Annotated in this window: 3 protein-coding genes and 1 pseudogene; 1 reads left to right on the forward strand and 3 read right to left on the reverse strand. The window is 63.0% G+C overall.

The features are described 5' to 3' along the window. Window positions 1-594, forward strand: a 594-nt coding sequence (locus WBV42_RS20190; RefSeq protein ID WP_423987624.1) for a glutamine synthetase family protein, incomplete at its 5' end; no start/stop codon positions are given. Here WBV42_RS20190 and WBV42_RS20195 read toward each other — a convergent pair. The 3 genes and pseudogenes from WBV42_RS20195 to WBV42_RS20205 form a co-directional block, all read right to left on the reverse strand. After that, a complete protein-coding gene (locus WBV42_RS20195) occupies window positions 591-1,415 on the reverse strand; it encodes a phosphatase PAP2 family protein (RefSeq protein WP_423987625.1) in 825 nt (274 codons plus the stop codon). The two genes, WBV42_RS20190 and WBV42_RS20195, sit on opposite strands and share 4 nt — an antisense overlap. Window positions 1,416-1,438: 23 nt before the next feature. After that, window positions 1,439-2,665, reverse strand: coding sequence for a YihY/virulence factor BrkB family protein (locus WBV42_RS20200; RefSeq protein ID WP_423987626.1), 1,227 nt, complete (start codon window positions 2,663-2,665; stop codon window positions 1,439-1,441). Window positions 2,666-2,722: 57 nt separating this feature from the next. Continuing rightward, a pseudogene (locus WBV42_RS20205) lies at window positions 2,723-3,352 on the reverse strand (tRNA (guanine(26)-N(2))-dimethyltransferase); the annotation flags it as partial.

Raw genomic sequence — 3,352 nt, forward strand, 5'->3', positions numbered from 1 at the left:
ATCAGCCTCTTCGACGAGGACGGTAACGCGTTCGACGACCCCGACGACGAGTTCAACCTCTCCGAGACGGCCTACAAGTTCATGGGCGGCATCCTGAACCACGCCGAAGCGTTCACCGCCGTCACGAACCCGACCGTCAACTCCTACAAGCGCCTCGTCCCCGGCTACGAAGCACCCGTCTACGTCGCGTGGAGCGACACCAACCGCTCGGCGCTCATCCGCGTCCCCGACGCCGCGGGCGCGAGTTCGCGCTTCGAAATCCGGAGTCCGGACCCGTCGTGCAACCCCTACCTCGCGCTCGCCGCCGTCATCTCGGCCGGGCTCGAAGGTATCGAAAACGACGCCGACCCCGGCGAACCGGTCCGCGAGGACATCTACGAGTTCGACGACGAGAAGCGTGAGGAGTACGGCATCACGACGCTCCCCGGTTCGCTCGACGAAGCGGTCGACGCGCTCGAAGCCGACGACGTCGTCACCGAAGGACTCGGCGAGCACGTCACCGAGAAGTTCATCGAAGCCAAGCGTGCGGACTACGCCGACTACCGCGTGTTCGTCTCCGACTGGGAGAAAGAGAAGTACTTGGAGAAGTTCTAAGCGCGAATCCCTCTCCGTCCAACTATTTTTGGATACGCGACGATTCCACCCTGTACTACCGCGTTGATGGCGAAGATGGCGGCGAGCGGCAGCGATGCTCGGAGTCCGATGTACGAGAGGACACCGAGGGAAAAAAGCCCCACGACGGCCGTCGAACGGGACACCGTTCCGTCCGGTGGTCCGACCGACTCCCACGCGATCAACGCCCCGATGGTCCCGCCGAGTGCGGTGACGGCATCCACCAGGTCGGTTTCCGCGAGTGCGGCAGTGATGGGTGGCATGAGGATAACGATACAGAGCGCCGCGAAGGCCCAGAGGACGGCGAGGGCGAACGCCGGTCTCGGCCGTCGCTTGAAGCCACCGATGAGGACGGCGAGATAGACGAGGCCGACTCCGACGCCGGCGATCACGTCGACGGTGAAATGAACGCCGAGGACGAGTCGTGTGAGGCAGACGAGCGCAACGATGACGCTCGCAACCGCCAGCCGTGTCGCTCTGCTCCCGCGGTCGAACGTCAGCGCGAGGAGGACCCAAAACACGGTCGAGCCGAGCGCGTGACCGCTCGGAAAGCCGTATCCCGACGCATTCACGACGTGATACGTCTCGGGCGGCCGTGCCAGCGCGAAAAACCCTTTCAGCGCGAGCGTCAACGACAGCGCGCCCAACGTCGCAGCGAGGAGGAATCCATACTTCTCGCGGTCGTCGCTGGTCCAGTAGAGCAGCGCACCGAGAACGAAAAACAGCCCCGCATTACCGAGTTGGGTGACGTAGGCGAACACCTGCGGTATCCAATGCGGTAACACTTGATGGAAGAACTCCACCACTCCCCAACCACGGGACATGACTACGAGCGCCAGTCCTGAATCCGACCGCCGACACGCCCGGGGACCATCGCGGCGCTCACGCCGAACCCGACGAGCATCATCAGGGTGTATAGCCCGAGCGTCGAGAGCCAGATGATGAACATGGCGAGGATGGCCCACCAACTTTTGAGCCACCAGAACGCGCCGAGCGTCATCGCCGTCCCGTACAGGAGAACGAGATACGGACCCCATCCGCGCGCGTGCCCACGGCGCATCCGTCTCCGGACGTATCCCTTCAGTTCCGACTCCAACTTGGATTTCTGAACTGTGCGCTCATCGACATCGTGTTCGAACTCCTCGAACTCCGACTGTAGACGTTCCACGTCGTCTCGGAGGTCGAGGATGTCCGGTGCGGACTGCTCTGTATCGTCGGTCATGTCCTCTCCTTTGACTTCCTGCTGTCTTTCCCTGGTGCCTGCCACGCCTTTAGTTTTCCTGAAATGCCGTCCCGCGAGAACCGCGTTGATGACCGCGCCGAACAGGAGGACGATGCCGCCGAGGTAGAGCCACGTGACCAACAACAACGCGCCGCCGAGAACGCCGTAGGCGGAGAACTGCGCCGCTGAATCGACGTAAATGCTGAACACCGCTTGGAGCGCCGTCCAGCCGAGTGTCGCAAATATCGTTCCGGGAAGTATCTCACGGACCGTAACGTCGGTGTCGGGGAAGAAATAGTACAGGGGTAAGAACACCGGAACCAAAACGAACAGGAGGGCAATCGACGTGAGCGTTCGCTCGAACGGCAGCCACGCCATGGACGGAAGGAGGATGTTGACCACCGCGACGCCCGAGACTCCCACGGCGATGACGGCCAACACGAGGCCCGCATCGGTCAGCGTCTCGGTGAACGGTTCCGCGACGTTCACGCCGTAGACCCGTGAAAACGCCTCGTCCAATCCACGAAACACGCGCAGGGTACTCCAGACGAGGACGAGAGAACCGACGACCGTCGCGCTTCCACGTCCCGACGCGCTGGAGAGCGAATTCTGAACGATGTCCTGTGCCTTCGGGGAGAGAAGCGTCTGGACCGTCCCGACGACGTGATTCGCGAACGTGTCCCCGCCGACGAACGACGCGATGGCGAGCGCCAACAACAGCGCCGGAAGGATCGAGATGAAGGCGTAGTAGGCGATCCCCGCCGCGAGAAACGTGATTTCCTGTTCACGCGCGTAACCGACGGTTTCCCGTGCCGTAGTTCCGATATTCACGGGGTGTACTTCGGCGAATTCAACCAAAAGCGTTGGCCACTACCGCTCACCTGTCACCTATGGTCGCGTCGCTTCACGAATCTCGGCGACGTTCGCGGGCGTCTTGAACGTCGTCCCGCCGTAGTGGGAGCGGGAGGCTTCGTAGCCCGCATCCCGAAGGCGCTCCAGGAACTCGTCCATGCCAGAGGCCGAGCGCGTCCACTCCTTACAGAGTCGGTGTTGGTCGTAGTGGGTCGGTCGGTGGAGTTCGCCCGAGAGTTGGGTCAGGAGCTTGTTCGCCTTCTTCGCGGTACCCATCTCCTCGGTGACGTTCTCGGCAACCGCGTCCACGCAGTCGGCGTCGTGAGTCGGGCCGAGCCAAACGGGACCCGCAGTCAGCAAGCGGTTGCTCTCACACGCGGGGCAGGTTTCGGGTGGATTCGCGATGAGGCCGTACTCGTGCTCGCGGTGAAGACAGTCCTCGCAGTGATAGAGGTGACCGAGTTCGTCGATGGCACCGTTCGCGGTCGTCGCGCCCTCGTCCAGTTCGAGGTAGGTTCGGACGTAGTGGCTCGTCGCGTGGGTCAACAGCGGCGTGACGCCCTTGTCGTATCGGGCGGCGGTGCGGGCCAGCGCGGAGAGGAGGATTCTGACGCCCATCTCGGCGTGGTAGTCCGTGTTGCGCGGGGTCGCGCCGTACTTTCGAAC

This window comes from Haladaptatus sp. (assembly GCF_049589095.1).
GTDB lineage: Archaea > Halobacteriota > Halobacteria > Halobacteriales > Haladaptataceae > Haladaptatus.